At 70.5% G+C, this 17,569-nt stretch carries 16 protein-coding genes; 7 read left to right on the top strand and 9 right to left on the bottom strand.

Annotation, left to right across the window (positions count from 1 at the left end):
• The first annotated feature begins 303 nt into the window (after positions 1 to 303).
• The gene (locus ABZ904_RS20300) at positions 304 to 2,127 is read left to right on the top strand and encodes a phosphoenolpyruvate carboxykinase (GTP) (protein ID WP_359392234.1); all 1,824 of its coding nucleotides are present in this window, start codon (positions 304 to 306) and stop codon (positions 2,125 to 2,127) included.
• A 142-nt stretch (positions 2,128 to 2,269) separates the two neighbouring features.
• Here ABZ904_RS20300 and ABZ904_RS20295 read toward each other — a convergent pair whose 3' ends face one another.
• The 4 genes from ABZ904_RS20295 to ABZ904_RS20280 are packed head-to-tail and all read right to left on the bottom strand — an operon-like array spanning position 2,270 to position 6,654.
• A complete protein-coding gene (locus ABZ904_RS20295; RefSeq protein WP_359392232.1) occupies positions 2,270 to 2,872 on the bottom strand; it encodes a hypothetical protein in 603 nt (200 codons plus the stop codon).
• Positions 2,859 to 4,394 (bottom strand): VWA domain-containing protein, encoded by a 1,536-nt coding sequence (locus ABZ904_RS20290; RefSeq protein WP_361824832.1) that lies wholly within the window; start codon positions 4,392 to 4,394, stop codon positions 2,859 to 2,861. Before ABZ904_RS20290 ends, ABZ904_RS20295 begins: the two co-directional genes overlap by 14 nt.
• The gene (locus ABZ904_RS20285) at positions 4,391 to 5,566 is read right to left on the bottom strand and encodes a toxic anion resistance protein (RefSeq protein WP_361824830.1); all 1,176 of its coding nucleotides are present in this window, start codon (positions 5,564 to 5,566) and stop codon (positions 4,391 to 4,393) included. Before ABZ904_RS20285 ends, ABZ904_RS20290 begins: the two co-directional genes overlap by 4 nt.
• Complete coding sequence (locus ABZ904_RS20280) at positions 5,563 to 6,654, bottom strand: substrate-binding domain-containing protein (RefSeq protein ID WP_359392226.1); 1,092 nt, start codon at positions 6,652 to 6,654, stop codon at positions 5,563 to 5,565. The genes ABZ904_RS20285 and ABZ904_RS20280 overlap by 4 nt, the downstream gene beginning before the upstream one ends.
• Positions 6,655 to 6,982: 328 nt before the next feature.
• On the opposite strand from ABZ904_RS20280, the gene ABZ904_RS20275 reads away from it, so the two are divergent.
• Positions 6,983 to 7,462, top strand: coding sequence for a hypothetical protein (locus ABZ904_RS20275; RefSeq protein ID WP_361824827.1), 480 nt, complete (start codon positions 6,983 to 6,985; stop codon positions 7,460 to 7,462).
• A 115-nt stretch (positions 7,463 to 7,577) separates the two neighbouring features.
• Here the strand turns inward: ABZ904_RS20275 and ABZ904_RS20270 are convergent, their stop codons facing one another.
• The 3 genes from ABZ904_RS20270 to ABZ904_RS20260 form a co-directional block, all read right to left on the bottom strand.
• Positions 7,578 to 8,126 carry a tetratricopeptide repeat protein gene (locus ABZ904_RS20270; RefSeq protein ID WP_361824824.1) on the bottom strand — a complete coding sequence of 183 codons (549 nt, stop codon included), beginning with the start codon at positions 8,124 to 8,126 and terminating at the stop codon, positions 7,578 to 7,580.
• Positions 8,127 to 8,344: 218 nt separating this feature from the next.
• Positions 8,345 to 8,809, bottom strand: coding sequence for a hypothetical protein (locus tag ABZ904_RS20265; RefSeq protein ID WP_360995780.1), 465 nt, complete (start codon positions 8,807 to 8,809; stop codon positions 8,345 to 8,347).
• Between the two features lie 102 nt (positions 8,810 to 8,911).
• The gene (locus tag ABZ904_RS20260) at positions 8,912 to 10,123 is read right to left on the bottom strand and encodes a pyridoxal phosphate-dependent aminotransferase (protein ID WP_359392218.1); all 1,212 of its coding nucleotides are present in this window, start codon (positions 10,121 to 10,123) and stop codon (positions 8,912 to 8,914) included.
• Between the two features lie 127 nt (positions 10,124 to 10,250).
• Here ABZ904_RS20260 and ABZ904_RS20255 point away from each other — a divergent pair, with 127 nt between their 5' ends.
• Together ABZ904_RS20255 and ABZ904_RS20250 are read left to right on the top strand one after the other, a co-directional pair.
• Positions 10,251 to 11,018, top strand: a complete 768-nt coding sequence (locus ABZ904_RS20255; RefSeq protein WP_361824821.1) for a hypothetical protein — start codon at positions 10,251 to 10,253, stop codon at positions 11,016 to 11,018.
• A 221-nt stretch (positions 11,019 to 11,239) separates the two neighbouring features.
• Positions 11,240 to 12,106, top strand: coding sequence for a serine protease (locus ABZ904_RS20250; RefSeq protein ID WP_361824818.1), 867 nt, complete (start codon positions 11,240 to 11,242; stop codon positions 12,104 to 12,106).
• Positions 12,107 to 12,136: 30 nt separating this feature from the next.
• Here the strand turns inward: ABZ904_RS20250 and ABZ904_RS20245 are convergent, their stop codons facing one another.
• Positions 12,137 to 13,747 (bottom strand): D-aminoacylase, encoded by a 1,611-nt coding sequence (locus ABZ904_RS20245; RefSeq protein ID WP_361824816.1) that lies wholly within the window; start codon positions 13,745 to 13,747, stop codon positions 12,137 to 12,139.
• 10 nt (positions 13,748 to 13,757) lie between these two features.
• Positions 13,758 to 15,035 carry an amino acid deaminase gene (locus ABZ904_RS20240; protein WP_361824813.1) on the bottom strand — a complete coding sequence of 426 codons (1,278 nt, stop codon included), beginning with the start codon at positions 15,033 to 15,035 and terminating at the stop codon, positions 13,758 to 13,760.
• A gap of 209 nt (positions 15,036 to 15,244) precedes the next feature.
• On the opposite strand from ABZ904_RS20240, the gene ABZ904_RS20235 reads away from it, so the two are divergent.
• Genes ABZ904_RS20235 through ABZ904_RS20225 form a run of 3 tightly spaced genes read left to right on the top strand, consistent with a single transcriptional unit; the run spans position 15,245 to position 17,456 of the window.
• Positions 15,245 to 16,291: a sugar kinase gene (locus ABZ904_RS20235; protein ID WP_361824862.1), complete on the top strand. Its 1,047-nt coding sequence runs from the start codon at positions 15,245 to 15,247 to the stop codon at positions 16,289 to 16,291.
• Positions 16,288 to 17,049 carry an IclR family transcriptional regulator gene (locus ABZ904_RS20230; RefSeq protein ID WP_360995796.1) on the top strand — a complete coding sequence of 254 codons (762 nt, stop codon included), beginning with the start codon at positions 16,288 to 16,290 and terminating at the stop codon, positions 17,047 to 17,049. Before ABZ904_RS20235 ends, ABZ904_RS20230 begins: the two co-directional genes overlap by 4 nt.
• Complete coding sequence (locus tag ABZ904_RS20225) at positions 17,046 to 17,456, top strand: RidA family protein (protein ID WP_360995799.1); 411 nt, start codon at positions 17,046 to 17,048, stop codon at positions 17,454 to 17,456. Before ABZ904_RS20230 ends, ABZ904_RS20225 begins: the two co-directional genes overlap by 4 nt.
• The last annotated feature ends 113 nt before the right edge of the window (positions 17,457 to 17,569 follow it).

Genomic DNA, 17,569 nt, shown 5'->3' with positions numbered 1-17,569 from the left:
CATCGTACCTACGGAACCGTAAGTTACGTATCAAGGTGGGACCGATATCACCCGGCGTGCCCGGCCTGCGGGCAAACGTGCGTACCGCAAAAAATCTTTCAGTCGAACCTTACGTGCACGCAAAGAAACGCGGGGGCGCGTGGCGATCCTCACTCCGCTCAGCTGTGACGTCCTCTGGACAGATGGGCGAAGTAGTCGGATGATCAAATGAGTGCAGTCGGCACCGGATGAGCGGCTACGAAGCATCCGGGTCGCGGCCCCCACGGGGCACTCAACAGAAAAATCCCTCATCTAGGAGCGATCGTGGCGCGCGACAACGCGGCTCCCTCAACCGTCCCCACCCAGCACAAGGAACTGATCTCGTGGGTCAACGAGATCGCTGAACTGACCCAGCCGGACAGTGTGGTCTGGTGTGACGGATCCGAGGCTGAATACGAGCGCCTGTGCGAGGAGCTCGTCCGCAAGGGCACGTTCAAGAAGCTCGACCCGATCAAGCGCCCGAACTCCTACTACGCAGCCTCCGACCCGTCCGACGTCGCCCGGGTCGAGGACCGGACGTTCATCTGCTCCGAGAAGGAGCAGGACGCGGGCCCGACCAACCACTGGAAGGCCCCCGCCGAGATGCGGGAGATATTCCAGGGGGAGAACGGCCTGTTCCGCGGCTCCATGCGCGGCCGGACGATGTACGTCGTGCCGTTCTGCATGGGCCCGCTCGGCTCTCCGCTCTCCGCGATCGGCGTCGAGATCACCGACTCCGCGTACGTGGCCGCCTCCATGCGGACCATGACGCGCATGGGCCAGGCGGTCCTCGACGAGCTCGGCCCCGAGGGCTTCTTCGTCAAGGCCGTCCACACGCTGGGCGCCCCGCTGGAGCCCGGCCAGAAGGACGTCGCCTGGCCCTGCAACCAGACCAAGTACATCTCGCACTTCCCCGAGTCCCGCGAGATCTGGTCCTACGGTTCCGGCTACGGCGGCAACGCGCTGCTCGGCAAGAAGTGCTACGCCCTGCGCATCGCCTCCGTCATGGCGCGCGACGAGGGCTGGCTGGCCGAGCACATGCTGATCCTCAAGCTCACGCCCCCGCAGGGCGAGTCGAAGTACGTCGCCGCGGCCTTCCCGAGCGCCTGCGGCAAGACGAACCTCGCCATGCTGGAGCCGACGATCTCCGGCTGGACGGTCGAGACGATCGGCGACGACATCGCGTGGATGCGGTTCGGCCAGGACGGCCGCCTGTACGCGATCAATCCCGAGGCCGGCTTCTTCGGCGTCGCTCCGGGCACCGGTGAGCACACCAACGCGAACGCGATGAAGACGCTGTGGGGCAACTCCGTCTTCACCAACGTGGCCCTCACCGACGACAACGACATCTGGTGGGAGGGCATGACGGAGGAGACTCCGGCTCACCTCACCGACTGGAAGGGCAACGACTGGACGCCGGCGTCCGCGACCCCGGCCGCCCACCCGAACGCCCGCTTCACGGTCCCCGCATCGCAGTGCCCGATCATCGCGCCCGAGTGGGAGGACCCGAAGGGCGTGCCGATCTCCGCGATCCTCTTCGGCGGCCGCCGCGCCAGCGCGGTCCCGCTGGTGACGGAGTCCTTCGACTGGAACCACGGTGTGTTCCTCGGCGCGAACGTCGCCTCCGAGAAGACCGCCGCGGCCGAGGGCAAGGTCGGCGAGCTGCGCCGCGACCCGTTCGCCATGCTGCCGTTCTGTGGCTACAACATGGGCGACTACATGGGTCACTGGGTCGACGTGGCCAAGGACAAGGACCAGTCCAAGCTGCCGAAGATCTACTACGTCAACTGGTTCCGCAAGAACGACGAGGGCAAGTTCGTCTGGCCGGGCTTCGGCGAGAACAGCCGCGTCCTGAAGTGGATCGTGGAGCGCCTGGAGGGCAAGGCCGAGGGTGTCGAGACCCCGATCGGCGTGCTGCCGACCAGGGACGCGCTGGACACGAACGGCCTGGAGCTGTCGGAGTCCGACCTGGAGTTCCTGCTCACCGTCGACAAGGACGTGTGGCGCGAGGAGGCGGCCCTCGTCCCCGAGCACCTCAACACGTTCGGTGACCACACGCCGAAGGAGCTGTGGGACCAGTACCGCGCGCTGGTGCAGCGCCTGGGCTGACGCCCGTATGAGCTCCGCGGCCGGTCCGGCTTGCCCTGACCTGCGACGTCGTCACGACCGGCCGCGGTGATGGAATCGAACGGGCCGGGTCCCGCACCACGGAGTGCGGGGCCCGGCCCGTTGCGCTCGGTCCTGGGGCGGATCACTTCGAGCGGTCCTCCAGATACCGGGTGTGGGTCTCCTGCCGCCTCGCCTCCGTCTCCCGCAGGGCGGAGGCCAGCCGGCTCGCCTCGTCGTGGAGCAGGGTGAGCTGGCGCTCGAGATGACGTTCCGGCGGCTCCTGCCCCGGTGTCATCCGGCTCCACCAGCGTGTGCGCACGAAGGTGTCGACGGCCTCGGGCAGGTCCTGGCGCACTGCCCGCGACAGCGCGTGCACGCCTTCGGGGTCCTGCGCGAGCACATCGGCTACCCAGCCCGGGTCCAGCAGTGCGGACAGCACATCGGTCAGTTCGGTGAGCCGGCCGGCGGCGGCGGGCGGCAGCTCGACGTCCGCGAGATAGGCGCGCAGCTGCCCGAAGTCGGCCCTCAGCTCGTCCAATTGCGCCGACGGGTCGGGGAACTGGGGCAGCGCCGGGCGTTCCGGCGGGGCGATCAGCGCGCCGGCACCGTACAGACCGGCGACGACGACGGGCCAGTAGGGGCCCGCGACGCCGGTGAAGGTGAGCACGAGGCCCACGAGTCCGCAGGCGCTCCCGGCGATGTTCTTCCGGGACTCGGCATAGCGCAGGAACCTACTGGTAGCCACGGATCTCCTCGAAGGCACCGTCGAGCGAGCCCTTCCGGGCGTCGAAGAGGCGGCCGCCGGTCAGGTCGGCGATGTGCTCCAGCTCCGCCTGGTCGGAGTCGCCGAAGAGGATGGGGAAGACCGGGATGTCCCGCTGGTGGCCGGTCAGCCGGTGGTGGAAGCCGTCGAAGTCACCGGCCTCGGCACCGCTGGTGTTCTCGCCGTCCGTCATCAGCACGATCGAGGTGAAGGTGTCACGGTCGTCGCCGAGCTGCCCGTACGCCTTCTCCAGGGAGGTGTAGACGGCGGTGTCGCCGTCGGCGTGGATCGCCGCGGTGTCCGCGCGGATGGCGTCCAGGCCCCGCTGGGGATCGGCTGGGCTGACGACATGCGTCCGTACGCTCTTGACCTGCGAGCCGAACGGCATCAGCGTCACCTCCTCCCGGTCGCGGAAGTCGCCGGTGAGGTCGGTGAGGGCCTTCTTCAGCCGGGCGAGACGGTCGCCCTCCATCGATCCCGAGGTGTCCAGGACGTACACGGTCCGGGACGGGCGGCGCAGTTTGTTCTCGTAGGCGTCGAGCAGGCGGTCCGCCACGCTGCGCGTGCCGGGGAAGGGCAGTTCCCGCCGCCGGCTCGGGTCGAGACCCGCGGCGGGCCGTACCGACGCGACCACCGGGCGGCGGTGCGTGCGTTCGGTGATCAGCCGCTGCACGGCCGGGGTGCGCAGGGCCTCGGCGAGACGGCGGACGTCGTCGCGGGTGCCGGGGCTCGTCGAGGCGAGCGAGGAGAGGGGGTAGTCGGCGGTGACCACGCCGTCGCGGGGGCGGATCACGGTCAGGCCCCGGATGCCCTTGAGGACGGACTCGTAGTTGAGCAGGGCGTCGACGCTGCCGCGGCGGGTGTACGCGGTGGCCAGCCAGCCGGACGAGCCTGATGTCAGCTTCTGCCCCTTGAAGAACCGCTTCAGCTTCGGGGTGGCCTTGGCGACGTCCGCCTCGGTGAGCGCGGACTGGGCGCCGGACAGCCCGGAGGCGACCGAGATCAGGGTGGAGAACCCGGAGTTGGAGCGGGCGGGGTCGGTCATGCCGTAGGTGAGCCTCCCGTCCTGTACGGCCTGCTCGACCTGGGACCAGGTGACGCGCTCGGGGTCCCAGTGCAGTGCGCTGATAGTCCGGGGCTCGACACCGATGGCGACCGGGCTGGACATGACCGGCGTCTCGGAGACGACCTTGCTCGTGGCGTCGGGGCGGAGGCGGAGGTAGTCGTCGGAGGAGAGCCACAGGGCGTCGTACGCGCCGTCGACCTTGCCCTTCGCCAGGAGGTCCACGGCGTCGAGGGTGCCCATGTAGGTGGGCCGGACGGTGATACCGGTGCTCTTGCGTACCTGGTCGAGGATCGGCGCCATGTCGCTGAGCTCACTGGAGGCGAGGACGCGCAGGGTGCCGGGCCCGGGCGCGCCGCGGTCCTTCGGCTCGTCCTTCGGGACCGTACAGGCGGTCAGCAGGACGGCGAGCCCGGCGACCACGGCCAGACGTCGTCTCATCTGAGCCCTCCCTCCAGCGCGCTCTGCGACCGGCTCCGCTCCAAGTACGAGCTCGCCTCCTGCAGTTCCGTCGTCAGGGACTCCACCGTGGCCGCCATGGTCTCCGTCGCCTGTGCCTTGTAGGTGTCGATGGCGTCGAGGGTGCGGTAGATCTGCTGGAAGGCCGAGCGGAGCGTCTCCGCGCCGACCGCCGGATCGGCGGCGATGCGCTGGATCTCGCCGCTCTGCGTCGCGAGCATCTCGGCGTTGCCGCGGATGAGGTCCTCGGTGGTGCCCCGCAGGGCGTTCACCTGGTCGACGACCTTGCGCTGGTTGTCCAGGGCGGAGGCGAGCATCACGGAGATGCGCAGCGCCGAGACGGTCGTGGTGGCCGCGCGGTCCACGCCCTTGATCAGTTCGTCGTTGTTGCGGCGCACGACGTCCATGGCGAGGTAGCCCTGCGCACACACCGCGAGCTGGGTCAGCAGGTCCTGGTGCTTCTGCCGGACCGGGAACAGGACATCGGCCCGCAGGGTGTCGCCCCGCGCGGGATCGGCCGCCTCGACTCCCGCGATGTGCTGCTCGACCGCCGTGTCCAAAGCCTCGGTGAGTACGACGTACTCCTGGAGCTTGCCCATGGTCTCCCAGAGGCGGACGCGCTCGGTCTGGAGTGCCGCGTTGTCGCGGCGCAGTTCGTCCTGACCGCCGCGCAGGGACCCCACGATCTTGTTCAGGGTGCCTTGCGCGGAGGCGTACTTGGCGACGTGGTCGCGCAGCTTGTTGCCGCCGGGGAGCCGGGAGAGGAACTTCCGTCCCTTGTTGGCCGGCAGGTCGCGCGGATCCAGGTCCTCCACCACCCGCCGCAGTTCGACGAGCGAGCCGCCGACCCTCGACTGGGCGTCCTCGCCCTTGCCGGGCAGGCTGCGGATGGTGCGCTCCAGCATGCGGTTGGACTGGGCGGCGGCGTTGCGCATCTCGCTCGCGCCGAGTGCGGTGATCTCCCCCACCTTCCCGGCGAATTGGGGAGAGCGGGCGTCGAGCGCGGCGAGCCCCTCGATATAGGCGGTGGCCTTCCGGTCCATGTCCGCGCGTACGGAGTCGTCGAGCGGTACGAGCCCGCCGGCCTTCTCCCGCGGCACGGCGGCGACGGGCTCGGGCGGGGTCAAGGTGAAGGCGTCGTCGTTGTCGGTCATGTGCGGTCTCCCCCCTGGGCCCGGGCCCGGTGCGCCATCTCGTGCAGCACCGCGGAGGTGGGCACGGGCGCCTGCCGGATGCCGGTCAGCTTCTGGTTGAGGTACTGGGTGTACGAGGCGGTGGCGGCCGTGAACTCGGCGGTGTCGCCCTGCGGCCGGAACCCGTGCCGGACGGCGAGCTTGCGCAACGCCGGGTCGGTGGTGAGGAGTTCACCGAGGTCCCGGCCGGCCTCGGTCAGGGGTACGACGGTGTGGTCGCTGTTGGCGGTGGTGTCGGGGTAGAGGACGGTGAGGTCGTCCGCGCCCTGACCGTCGCGGAGCAGCGAGGCCACCTGTGACTCGTACACCAGGACGAGCGGATTGCCCGCACCGCTGATGAAGTCCCGGAAGGCGGCGTCCGAACTGGACTGCTGGGCACCCTGGACGCTGATCAGCTTGCGCATCAGGGGAGCGGTGCGGCCGATGTCGGCGTCGCTCGCCGCCACCCGGCCGCCCGCCGCCACATAGCTCGCCGCGGCGAGGTACAGGGCGCCCGAGTTCGAGGTGTTGGGATCAGTGCTGGCGATGTACAGCGACCCGGTCAACTCCCCGTGCCCGGCGACGCCCTTGAGCTGCTGCCAGGTGCGGTCGTGGCGCGCGGCGTCCAGGAGGGCGGCCATACGGAGGGTGCCACGATGGTGGTCGAGGGTGGCGATCCCGTTGGCGGCGAGCACTTGGGCGGCGTTGCGGTGGGCCACGACGACCAGCGGGGAGTAGAAGGGCCGAGGGAGCGGCTGCCGGACGTGGAACTTGCCGGCGAGCGCGTCGGCGGGCGCCTGGCTGGAGGGAAAGGCGAAGTCGTACCCCTTGAGGTCGAGCCCCTCCATGGCCCAGGACCCGGAGGTCTCGGTCTTGACGGTGTAGCCCTTGGCGGCAAGGGCCTTCACCACGGCGGGATCGGCGAAGAATTCCGCCTTCTCCGATCCGATCACTCCCCGCACAGTCTTCGTTGCCGTGCTGTTGTCCTTACCTTCGCGGCCCGCGACGACGGCTGCCACAACTCCGCCGATCAGCAGCACCGCGAGGACGATTCCTGCGATACGTCTCACGCGAGGAGCGTGCTCCCGGAACCCAACGTTCCCCCTGGTCCGCGGTGAACAGGCGGTGACGGACCGGTCCCGGTACGCAACCGGAATGAGCCACACCGATCAGTGTTGAGGGGTGATTGCCGCTGCCGCTGCTCGGGTGACCTTGGCGTATGACACGGGCACTTGTCGTAATCGATTGAATGCGGAGAGTAAACAATGAGCTCGCCCGTCGTCAAAAGGCGACGTGGCACGCATGCGAACGGCGCACCGAGTGCGCGCGCTTGCGGTCTGATCCCTCAAGTTCGAGGAAGGTTCTCTGGTGAGCCGTAGCACGATCCGAAGTTCACGCGTGAAAACCGCCGCTGTGGTGGCGGGCGCGTTTGCCCTCGCGCTCAATGTCGCCCCGAGCGCGATGGCCGTCGCCGGGACGATGCACAAGTCCGGTGTGACCATCAACGACCCCGGTCCGCGCGGCGACAGGGGCCCGCAGGGCGACCCGGGTCCCCGGGGTCCCGAGGGCCCTGCCGGTCGGCCGGGCCTCACCGACACCTACGTCGTGTGGGACGCGACCCCGGGCGTTCTTGGGGGCATGGGGGACACGGCCCTCCCGTCGGTCGCCCTGTGCGCCGACAACAACGACGAGGTCGTCGGCGGCGGATACGGCACCACCCCCAGCACTGTCGCCCCCATCGGCGTCAGCCCCAACGTGAACTCGAGCACCCCGATCGACTCCGGCAGGGACGGGTGGCAGGTCAACGCCGACACCCCGCTGCTGCCGGGGCAGTCCGTCACCGCCTACGTCGTCTGCGCCAGGGTGCCGGGCAACTGATTCCCGAGTGGGTTCCCTGGCGAGCGGCAGTGTCAGTGGCTGTCCGCTACATCTGGGAAATGTGACGGTGTCCCGAGGTTTGCGTCTCGGGGCACCGTCCCCTTTTTCTCCGGACTTATCTGAACTGATCCGGCACTTGGGAGCGCAGTGAGGGATTGGCCGCGACGGCACGACGGAATTCGTCCTCGGCCTCACTGTCGCGGTGCTTCTCCGCCAGAATGTGCCCGAGTTGCAGATGGGCCGCGGCACCTTTCGGGTCGGCGGCGAGAAAACGCCGAAGAAGTTCCATGGCCGCATCGGGTTCGCTCGACTTCAGCAGCATCGCCTTGTTGTAGAGGGCCGGTGTGTAACCCGGATCGGCCTTCAGTGCCTTGTCGTAGGCGGCGCGGGCATCGGTCGTCCTGCCGTCCCGCTGCGCGATGACCCCCAGGTTGTACCAGGCGAGCTTGTTGCCGGGGTCGAGTTCCACCACTCGCTTGTAGGTGTGGGACGCGCCCTTGGAGTCCTGGCGTTGCTCCTCCACAAGGGCGCTCTGCAGAAGGGAGTTGGCCTGCTGGTTCTTCTCAGCCGCTGAAGCGGGCTTGGAATCGGATGGTGCGGTCGACGGGGACTGCGCGGTCCAGATCGCCGCGCCCGCGGCGACTGCCGCCGTTCCGCCGAGCACTGCCCATAATCTCGTACTTCTCACTTGGTCACATCTCGTCGAACGGTCCGTCATTTCCGCCGACGTTACGAGGACTTCCCGATGGCACCGCCATTCGGCAGGCACTTCGGGACGGCAGACCACCCGAACGCAGTGCTGTGGCGCCCGGTCCGCGCGTCGCTGCGGGTGCACGCGGACCGGGGCCGTTCGAGGGGGCCGCTCGCCGCGGCCCGGAGGGATCAGCCGGCGGTGATGGGCGACCGGGGCCCGGCCAGCGCGGCGGTGTGCGCGTCCATGCGTTCGGCGGACAGGATCGCCGCGGCCGTGTCGGCGCGGGACGCCGCGACCACCAGGGCGCGGCCCGCCAGCGCGTGGGCGCGCCGGTGCAGTTCCGTGACGCGCGACGCGTCGCCGTGTGCAGCCCGTGCCGCAGGGGTCGGCGGCGCTCCTCCCCCGAGCTCTCGGCTGCGCTCGGGCAGGGGGGACCCCCATCGCAGTCGCGCCACCTGGCAGGCCAGTCGCTCGGCGGCCGTGTCCAGCTCCCCGGAGGGCTCCAACGCCCGCAGCTCGTCCGTCACCGCGAGCAGTGCCGTCAGATGGCCCGCGAGCTGGATGTCCAGCTCCTCCTCGCGTGAACGGTGCGGGAAGTCGGGGGTGGTGCAGGCCCTCGTGTGGACCGACTTGGTGCGGATCGGTTCGTACATGGGACGGCCTCCTGTGCTCTGACAGGAAACCATCCTAGCTTGGATTTCGTCTAAAGTTGAGCCGGATCGCACAACTCGTGCGCCGAACACGCACGGTGAGCTTCAGGGCTGGCTGTAGCCGTCCAGGAAGTCCCCGATGCGGGTCATCGCCGAGGTCAGGTCCTGCACGGTCGGCAGGGTCACCACCCGGAAGTGATCGGGCTCCGGCCAGTTGAAGCCCGTCCCCTGCACGACCATGATCTTCTCGCGGCGCAGCAGGTCCAGGACCATCTGGCGGTCGTCCTTGATCTTGAAGACCTTGGGGTCGAGGCGGGGGAAGAGGTACAGCGCCCCCTTCGGCCTGACGCACGACACACCCGGGATCTGTGTCAGCAGCTCGTACGCCGCGTCCCGCTGCTCCTTCAGGCGTCCGCCGGGCAGCACCAGCTCGTTGATCGTCTGGCGGCCGCTGAGCGCCGCCACCACACCGTGCTGACCCGGCATGTTCGCGCACAGCCGCATGTTCGCGAGGATGGTCAGCCCCTCGATGTACGACGCCGCGTGCGCCCGGGGGCCCGAGATCGACATCCAGCCCACCCGGTATCCCGCCACCCGGTACGCCTTCGACATGCCGTTGAAGGTGAGGGTCAGCAGGTCCGGGGCCACCGCCGCCGTCGGCGTGTGTGTCGCGCCGTCGTAGAGGATCTTGTCGTAGATCTCGTCGGAGCAGACGAGGAGGTTGTGCCGGCGCGCGATGTCCGTCAGGCCGCGGAGCACCGCCTCGTCGTAGACGGCGCCCGTCGGGTTGTTGGGGTTGATGATGACGATCGCCTTGGTGCGGTCGGTGACCTTCCGCTCCACGTCGGCGAGGTCCGGCATCCAGTCCGACTGCTCGTCGCAGCGGTAGTGCACGGCCGTACCGCCCGACAGCGACACCGCCGCCGTCCACAGGGGGTAGTCGGGGGCCGGCACGAGCACCTCGTCGCCGTCGTCCAGCAGGCCCTGCATCGCCATCACGATCAGTTCGGAGACGCCATTGCCGATGAAGACGTGCTCGACGTCCGTCTCGATGCCGAGGGTCTGGTTGTGCATCACGACCGCCCGGCGGGCCGCGAGCAGGCCCTTGGCGTCGCCGTACCCGTGCGCCGTCGAGACGTTGCGCAGGATGTCCTCGAGGATCTCGGGCGGGCACTCGAAGCCGAAGGCGGCGGGGTTGCCGGTGTTGAGCTTGAGGATGCGGTGGCCCGCGGCCTCCAGTCGCATGGCCTCCTCGAGAACCGGGCCCCGGATCTCGTAGCAGACATTGGCGAGCTTCGTGGACTGGATCACCTGCATGTCCGTGAGCTTACGGCCGCGTACCGCCTCGCGCCCCGTGTTTTCCACCACGTGGAGCACGGCGGGTTTGAGCGGTTATCGCCGGTAACTGCCCCACGGATCACTCTCACCCCTAAAATGCACGCCCATGGCATGGGAGCAGGGGCACGACGGCGGGGCCGACGGAGCGAATGCCGCGAACGGTGCGGAGGGTGGGTACGCCACGGAGGGGGCGCACCCGGCGAACGGCGGCCCACAGGGTCCCCCGAACGTGTACCACCCGAATGCCGCGACGGCGCCCGAGTACGAGCAGTACAACGACCCCGCGGCCGCCCATGGCTGGCAGAACGCCTACGACGAGACGCAGAAGCTGCCCGCGGTCCCCGATGCGCCGGTCCCCGATGCCACAGTCCCCGATGCGCCGATCCCTGTGGCGCCCCGGCCGGAGGCCGGCTCGCGCCGGGAGGCGCGGCTCGCGCAGCGCCGCTCCGGGATGCCCCGGCGGGCGGCCGTCGCCGTCGGTGCGCTGGGCGTGGTGGGCATCGCCGTCGCGCTCGTGGCCGGCTTCGGTTCCGGCTCCTCGGGCGCGCCGGGTGATGCAGGCGAGTCCATACGGCCGAAGGCCGCGCCGTCCTCGTCACCGGCCACTCCGTCCGCGTCCGACACGGACGGGTCCGCCGCCGCCTCCGCCTCCCCGTCCGTCGCCGCACAGCCGTCCAGTACCCGCGCATCGTCGGCGGCCGCCACGGTGTCGCCGACGGCCGCCGCCTCCCCGGCGACCAGTTCCGCGCCCGCCCCCTCCTCTCCGGCGCCCACCAGTCAGAGCCCCTCCGCCACCGCGGGCGGCGGCTGGGGTGACGGTGACTGGCAAGGCGGGCAGGGCCATGGGCACAGGCCCACCAAGAGGCCCAGGTAGCCGATCGTGCCGAAAGGCGGCCGACGGCTGCCGTGAAGGTGCCGCCGGTCCGTCCCGTATGCGTGGGCACCGCGGCGGTCCCGGCAGCCGCTTGAAACGGCCGAAAACCGCTCCTTGCCCCCGTACGCCCCACTGTTGACAATGCGCATGACAAACCAGGAGGGCAGGAAGACCTCCGGTCCTCCCCGTCATCGCAACCTCATCCAGAGGGGACCCCCCACATGAGAAAGCCTCTCGTCGCCGCGCTCTTCGCTCTGGTCATCGCCGGGGCGGGCGCGGCGCCGGCGGTCGCGGAACCCCAGTCCGCGGCGACGTCCGGCACGGTGGCCACGGCGCCCGGGACGGCCACCGTCCAGGCCGTCGACTTCGCCGGCACCGTCTCGCTCAGCAACTGCTCCGGCTCCGTCATCCGCTTCCCGAACTCCGCGGACAGCGACCCGGCGCTCGTGCTCACCAACGGCCACTGCCTGGAGACCGGATTCCCGAACCCCGGTGAGGTCATCGTCGACCAGGCCTCCAGCCGCAGCTTCGGCCTGCTCAACTCCTCCGGCACCAAGGTCGCCACCCTCCGTGCGAGCAAGGTCGCCTACTCGACCATGACCGACACGGATGTGACGATCTACCAGCTGACCCGCACCTACGCCCAGATCAAGAGCTCGTACGGCATCGGTGCGCTCACCGTCGCCGACACCCACCCGGTCGCCGGCAGCGCGATCAAGGTCGTCTCCGGGTACTGGAAGCGGATCTACAGCTGCACCATCGACGGGTTCGTCTACCGCCTGAAGGAGGGCGGCTGGACCTGGAAGGACTCGGTCCGCTACACCTCCGCCTGCAACACCATCGGCGGCACCTCGGGATCGCCCGTCGTCGACACCTCCACCGGCAAGGTCGTCGCGGTCAACAACACCGGCAACGAGGACGGCCAGACCTGCACGGTGGACAACCCCTGCGAGGTCGACGCGAGCGGCAACGTGACCGTCCGTCAGGGGATCAACTACGCCGAGGAGACGTACCAGATCCCCGCCTGCTTCGGCACCGGCAACAAGCTGAGCCTGAACGCGAGCGGCTGCGTCCTGCCCAAGCCGTAGCATCCGGCGCCGAAGGCGCGGGGCGGGCGGTCACACCGGAGTCCGGCGGACCGCCCGCCCGGCGAGGACATCCGTCCTGCGTCCGTCCTCGACCGCGAAACGGCCGTCGACCAGGACGTACGGGATGCCCGTGGGCAGCGTGCGCGGCCGCTCGAAGGTGGCGCCCGCGGCGACCGTGGCCGGGTCGAAGAGGACCAGGTCCGCGCGGTGTCCCTCGCGGACCAGTCCGCGGTCCGGCAGCCGCAGCCGGGCCGCCGGCCGCGAGGTGAGATGGGCGACGCACTCCTCCAGCGACAGCACGCCCAACTCCCTCACATACCGGCCGAGAATGTGCGGGAACGTGCCGTAGGCGCGCGGGTGCGGTTTCGCCCCCTGGAGGATGCCGTCCGAACCGCCGGTGTGGACCCGGTGGCGCATGATCGCCCGCACGTTCTCCTCATGGCCCACGTGCTGCAGGATCGTGGGGCCGAGCCGGTCCTCGACCAGCAGCCGCCGGGCCGTCGTCCACGGGGCCTCGCCGCGCAGGTCCGCCGACTCCTGGACGGTCCGGCCGATGTAGGAGGCGAGCCCGGCCCCGCTCACCCCGGAGATCTCGATCGTGTCCCACTCGATGGGGACGCCGTGGCAGCCGTCGGCGCCCGTGACCTCCATGTCGTGCCGGATCCGCTCGGCCACCGCGTCGTCGGCGAGCCGCGCGAGGATCTCCTCGGGGCCGCCCTCGCTCGCCCAACTGGGCAGCATCGCGGCCAGCGTCGTCGAGCCCGGAGTGTAGGGATAGGTGTCCAGCGTGATGTCCGCGCCCGCCGCGAGTGCCTTGTCCAGCAGGGACAGCAGTTCGGGGGCGCGGCCCTCGTTCACGCCGAAGTTCATGGTGGCGTGGGCGAGGTGCAGCGCACAGCCGGCCTCGCGGGTCAGGGCCACCATCTCCTCGTAGGCCTCGAGGGCGCCCGCCCCGTACGAGCGGTGGTGCGGGCAGTAGTAGCCGCCGTAGGAGGCCACCACCCGGCACAACTCGGCCAGTTCGGTGTCCGGGGCGTACATGCCGGGCGTGTAGGTGAGCCCGGACGACATGCCGACGGCGCCCTGCTCCATCCCCTCCGCGACCAGTCGCCGCATCCGGTCGAGCTCCTCGGGCGTCGCCTCCCGGTCCTCCCAGCCGACGGCCAGCATCCGGACCGTGCCCTGCGGGATCAGATACGCGGCGTTGACCGCGATGCCCTCGTCCAGACGGTCCAGGTACTCGCCGACGGACCGCCAGGTGAAGTCGATGTCGTCGCCGTACCCGTTCCAGCCGGTGATCGCGCGGCGCACCTCGGCGAGCGTACGGTCGTCGACCGGGGCGTACGACAGCCCGTCCTGCCCGACGACCTCGAGCGTCACGCCCTGAGCGACCTTGGCGCTGTGGTCCGGGTCGCGCAGCAGGGCCAGGTCGCTGTGCGCGTGCATGTCGATGAAGCCGGGGGAGAGGACCAGGCCCTCTGCGTCCAGCTCGCGGCGGGCCTCCGGGCGCTGGCAGCCGGCCGCCGCGGCCTCCTTGACGATGGAGACGATCCTGCCGTTGTCGACGACCACGTCGGCGCGGTAGGCGGGTTCCCCGCTGCCGTCCACGACGTCGGCGTCCCGGATGACGAGCTCTTCCACGCCGGATCTCCTAGAAGAACGTACGGATGTAGTCGACGACCGTGCCGTCCGCCTCGGCCACCGGGATCAGTTGCCACTTGTCGAACGACGTGCACGGATGGGACAGGCCGAGCCCGATCCAGTCGCCGACCTCGACGTCCGCTTCGGGGGCCGTACGGAGCCAGGCGTGCTGGTCGGAGAGGGCGGTCACCGAGACGCCCGTGGCCGGCCGCTCCTCGCCGTCCCGGCGCACCACTTGGGCGAAGGGCAGGTCCAGGTCGTAGGCCGCGTCCCGCTTGCCCGCGTTGGCGAAGGCCTGCTCCGGGGAGGGGCGGGAGACCACCTGGGCCCACAGGCAGAACGCCGGCTCCAGCCCGCCCTCCTGCGGGACGCGGGTGAACGGGGTGAGCTTGCGGTAGTGACCGTCGTCGTGCGACACATAGGCGCCCGAGCGCAGCAGCTTCAGCACCGGTGCGGAGAGTTCCGGGATGTCCGCGAAGACGTCCGCCACCGCGTCGAACCACGCGCTGCCGCCGGCGCTCACCACGATCTCGCCGAGACCGGCGAAGCGGCCCGCCTTGTCGAACTCCACGGCCAGCGCGGTGAGCCGGCGCAGCCAGGCGCGTACCCGGTCCGGGTCCGCCTGCGGCACCTCGCCCTCGTACCCCGCCACGCCCACCAGCCGCAGGGTCCGCGTCGCCGCCACGGCGTCCGCGACCGCCGCGCACTCCTCCTCCGTGCGCACGCCGGTCCGGGCACCCTCACCGGCCGCCAGCTCCACGACCACGTCGACCCGGCGCGCCGTCCCGTGCAGTGCCGCGTCCATCAGCTCCACGCCGCGTACCGAGTCGACGTAGCAGACGAAGTGGAACTCCTCGTCCGCGGCGAGGTCCGCGGCCAGCCCGCGAAGGGCCGCCGGGTCCACGAGCTCATTGGCGAGGAAGACCCGCTGGATGCCGAACTCCCGTGCCACACGCACCTGGTGGGGGACCGCGAGGGTGATGCCCCAGGCGCCGTGCTCGATCTGGCGGTGGAAGAGCTGGGGCGCCATGGACGTCTTGCCGTGCGGGGCGAAGGCGAGGCCGTGACGGGCGGCGTACGTCTCCATGAGGCGGACGTTGTGGTCCAGCCGCTCGGCGGACAGGGCGAGGACCGGAGTGGTGAAGCCGCCGGTGAAGAGATTGCGGCGCTCGGCCGCCAGTTCGGCGAGTGTCAGGCCCTGGGCGTCCGGCGGGAGGCCCTTGAAGCGGTGGTCGACGCGTTCCGCTCCGAGGGCGGCGAGGCGTTCTGCGGCGGTGGCTGCGTCCATGGGGCCTCCTTGAGGTCAACCGTTGCAGTATGCGCAACGGTCGTTGCGTATCTCGCTTGCTGCTGTCTAACATCCCGGCCAACACGCGGTCAACGGAGTCGCCGCGACCGTTCCCGAGCTTGTGCCCACGCTCGAGCAGGGGCACCCCCGTCCGACGAGGAGCCACCACCATCGTGACCGCCAACGGCCTGCCCACCGCCCCGGACACCATGGACACCGTGGACGTCGTCGCGCTCGGCGAGTCCATGGTCACGTTCCTGCCGTCCCGGCCGGGGCGCCTCGCCGACGTGCCGTCCTTCGAGCGGGGGATCGGCGGCGCGGAGTCCAACGTCGCCTGTGTGCTGGCGGCCGCCGGGCACTCGGCGCGGTGGGTCGGCCGGGTCGGGGCGGACGGCTTCGGAGACCACCTGGTCGAGGCCATCGGGGCGTACGGCGTCGACGTCGCGTCCGTACGGCGTGATCCGGCGCGGCGCACCGGCATCTACTTCCGCACGGCGGGGGACCGGGCGACCGACGCACACGAGGTGGCGTACTACCGGGCGGGATCGGCGGCCTCGGCGATGACGGTGGAGAACGTCGACCTGGACGCGGCACGCTCCGGCCGGGTGCTGCACCTGTCCGGGATCACGGCCGCGCTCTCCGGTGGCTGCCTGGATCTGCTGCGGGAGCTGACGGCGCCCCGGGCGGGGCGTCCGCTCGTCTCCTTCGACGTCAACCACCGCCCCGGGCTGTGGCGTGACACCGACGGGCCCCGGGTGCTGCTGGAACTGGCCCGCGGAGCCGACATCGTGTTCGTCGGGGACGACGAGGCCCGGCGGGCGTGGGGGCTGCACGGCGCCCGCGCGATCCGGGAGGCGCTCCCCGAACCGGAGATCGTGGTCGTCAAGCAGGGCAGGGGCGGGGCGACGGCGCTCGACAAGGACACCGACGGCCTGTGCGAGGACGCCACGGGTACCGCCACCTTCGTACCCGCCCTGAACGTCGACGTCGTGGCCGCCGTCGGTGCCGGGGACGCCTTCGCCGCCGGTTTCCTCTCCGCCGCCCTGCGCGGCCTGCCCGTCCGCGACCGCCTCCGCCACGGCCATCTCATGGCCGCCGCAGCCCTCACCGTCCCCGGTGATCTCGCCGCCCCTCCCGCGCGCGACCACGCCGACCGTCTGGCCGCACTCGACGACGCCGGGTGGGGGACACTTCGACTCGGCCCCGGCTGGACCGAAGCCGACGCACGGGCCGAGGAGGAGGTACGGACACCATGAGCCAGACCGTCGACCGGGCGCTGAGCATTCTGCCGCTGCTCGCCGAGGGACCCGCCGATCTCGGACAGGTCGCGGACCGGCTCGGGGTGCACAAGTCCACCGCCCTGCGGCTCCTGCGCACCCTGCACGAGCACGGCCTGGTGTACCGCCAGTCCGACCAGCGCTACCGCCTCGGCGCCCGCCTCTTCGCCCTCGCCCAGGAGGCAGTGGAGAACCTCGACGTCCGCGAGATCGCCCATCCCCACCTCGTCCGCCTGAACGAGGAGTGCGGGCACACCGTCCACCTCGCCGTCTACGAGGAGAACGAGGTCCTCTACATCGACAAGGTGGAGAGCCGCTACCCCGTGCGGATGTACTCGCGGATCGGGAAGCCGGTGGCGATCACGGTCGCGGCCGTCGCCAAGCTGCTGCTCGCCGATCTGCCCGAGCCCGAGCGCCGCGCGGTCGTGGAGAAGCTCGACTACCCCCTGTACACGGCCCGTTCGACGCCGAACCCGGCCGCCTTCCTGAAGGAACTGGCGATCGTGCGCGAACAGGGCTGGGCCACCGACCTCGGCGGCCACGAGGAGTCCATCAACTGCGTCGCCGCCCCCATCCGCGGCGCCGACGGGCGGGCCGTCGCGGCCATGTCGGTCTCCGCGCCCAATGTCGTCGTCACCGCCGACGAACTCCTCACCCTGCTTCCGCTGGTGCGCCGTACCGCGGCCGCCATCACCCGGGAGTACTCCGGCAACACACCAGCAAAGGACGCCGTATGACGGACAAGATCGCCCTGACGCCGAAGACCCACACCACGCCGCCCGCCAGGTTCTCGCACGGCGTGAAGAAGGGGAACATCCTCCAGGTCGCCGGCCAGGTCGGCTTCCTGCCCGCCGAGGAGGGCAGGCCCCCCACGCCCGCGGGCCCGACGCTGCGCGAGCAGACCCTCCAGACCCTCGCCAACGTCAAGTCGATCCTTCAGGAGGGCGGAGCCTCCTGGGACGACGTGATGATGATCCGCGTCTATCTGACCGACGTGGACCACTTCGCCGAGATGAACGAGATCTACAACTCCTACTTCGAGGAGCAGGGCCCCACCCAGCCGCCCGCCGCCCGGACCACCGTCTACGTGGGTCTCCCGGCCGGCCTCCTCATCGAGATCGACGCGCTGGCCGTCCTCGGCTGACGCGGCGGCCGCCCCCCGCACCTCCGTACGTCGTCACGGTGCGGCGCCCCCCATCCCCGGGGTGCCGTGCCGCGATCCCCCTTGCCCGAAAGCTCCACGGCCTTACGAGAAGC

Origin of the sequence: Streptomyces sp. NPDC046900, from assembly GCF_040644975.1 — a bacterium.
GTDB lineage: Bacteria > Actinomycetota > Actinomycetes > Streptomycetales > Streptomycetaceae > Streptomyces.
This window is presented reverse-complemented; position numbering and strand designations above follow the sequence as displayed.